Raw genomic sequence first — 1,850 nt, forward strand, 5'->3', positions numbered from 1 at the left:
TGGTGGCAGCGCACGCTGCAGGGTGCGCTGGATGAGGCCCGCAGCCTGCTGCGCGTAAGCCGCATCGACCAGCCCGACGCCGCGTTGCTGGCGCCCGAGCAGGCTTTTTTCCTGCGCGAAAACCTCAAGCTCAAACTGCTCAATGCCAGGCTGGGGCTGCTGTCGAGGCAGACGGCCAGCGCCCGTTCCGACCTGGCGAGTGCCGGTGCCATGCTGGGCAAATATTTCGACCCGGCAGCGCGCAGGACGCAGGCGGCTGCCCTGTTGCTGCAGCAGGTGCAAAGCCAGATGAAGTCCAGCGAGCTGCCGCGCCTGGACGAAACCCTGGCCGCGCTGGCCACGGCGGCGGCGGGCCGCTAGGACCGGTCCCCATGCGCAGCGCTTTCTGGCTCCTGGCCCTCTTTGGCATTGCGGTGGCGGTGGCGCTGGTGGCCGGCAACAACCAGGCGATGGTCACGCTGTTCTGGCCGCCGCACCGCGTCGACATTTCTTTCAACCTGCTGGTGCTGCTGCTGGCCGGCCTGTTCACCCTGCTGTATGTGGCGCTGCGCGCGGCATCGGCCGTGTTTTCGCTGCCGGCCGAAGCCCGACGCTGGCGCGCCCAGCAAAAGGAAAGGGCGATGTACGCCGCTTTCATGGATGCGCTGTCGCACCTGATGGCCGGCCGTTTCATTCGCGCAACCAAGCTGGCGCAAAACGCCATCATCCAGGAAAAAAGCCTGAGCCAGCTGGCCCGCACTTCCAGCGATGTCGGCGGCTACAGCGCAGCCCGGGCCACCCAGCTGCGCCTGCTGGCCCACCTGCTGACGGCTGAAAGCGCCCAGGCGCTGCAGAACCGCAGCTTGCGCGAGGAACATTTGCGGCAGGCGCTGGAAACCAGTACACACCGCATTGCCCAGGAAACCCGCGAAGGCGTGCAACTGCGCGCCGCCCGCTGGGCGCTGGACGACCGCGATCCGGCCGCCGCGCTGGAGCTGCTGAACCAGCTGCCGCAGGGCGCCGCACGGCGCACCCTGGCGCTACGTACCAAACTGCGCGCGACCCGCCAGGCGCGGCAGACCTCGCAGGCGCTGGAGACCGCCCGCCTGCTGGCCAAACACCGTGCGTTCTCGCCGCCGGCGGCGCAAAGCATTGTGCGCGGCCTGGCGCTGGAGCTGCTCGGTGGCGCACACGACCCGACGCAGCTGCAAGCCGCCTGGCAGTCGCTGGACGCCAGCGAACGCGCCATGCCCGAACTGGTGATCCACGCCGCCTCGCGCCTCATGGCCCTGCATGGCGATGCCGATCTCGCCCGCAGCTGGCTGCTGCAGGTCTGGGAGCCGGTGATGCAGCCGCGTTCCGAAGTCAGCGACACGCAGCGCATCAAATTGATCCAGGTGCTCGAACAGGGGCTGGACTCCATCGACGCCGCCTGGCTGGCACGCATCGAGACGGCACAGCAGCAGCGTCCGCGTGATGCGAATCTGCAGTACCTGGCCGGCATGACCTGCCTGAAGCGCCAGCTCTGGGGCAAGGCCCAGCAACTGCTGTCCCAGGCTTCACTGGCCCTGCAGGACCTCACGCTGCACCGCAATGCCTGGCGAGCGCTGGCCTTGCTGGCGGAGCAGCGGGGGGATGAGGCGGGTGCGGTGCAGGCGTATCGGCGGGCGGCTGAGGTTTAATTTCTTCGGTTGTTCTTGCTGCGCTTGCTTATGCCGTCTTGCTCCTGCGTTGGAGGTGCGCGAACAAGCCGGGGGTAGCCCGGCGGCTACTCACTTTCTTTTGGCGAAGTGTATAGACCGGACACATGGTGGACAGGTGTGCGGAGACATGGTTGACGGTTTTCATTAGAAGTTATCCGGCTGCCTGAG

Annotated in this window: 2 protein-coding genes; both read left to right on the forward strand. The window is 67.2% G+C overall.

Features of this window, described 5'->3' with window-relative positions; translation table 11 throughout:
• On the forward strand, positions 1-360 hold a 360-nt coding region (locus tag WA904_RS10975; protein ID WP_425197158.1), incomplete at its 5' end, for a uroporphyrinogen-III C-methyltransferase.
• Between the two features lie 11 nt (positions 361-371).
• Positions 372-1,661: a heme biosynthesis protein HemY gene (locus tag WA904_RS10980; RefSeq protein WP_425197159.1), complete on the forward strand. Its 1,290-nt coding sequence runs from the start codon at positions 372-374 to the stop codon at positions 1,659-1,661.
• Positions 1,662-1,850 lie beyond the last annotated feature (189 nt).

This window comes from Polaromonas sp. (assembly GCF_049790275.1).
Taxonomy (GTDB): domain Bacteria; phylum Pseudomonadota; class Gammaproteobacteria; order Burkholderiales; family Burkholderiaceae_C; genus Polaromonas.

What these genes read in the sequence shown, in the direction of transcription:
- WA904_RS10980 (WP_425197159.1), top strand. Translation starts at nt 372, where the DNA reads ATGCGCAGCGCTTTCTGGCTCCTGGCCCTCTTTGGCATTGCGGTGGCG.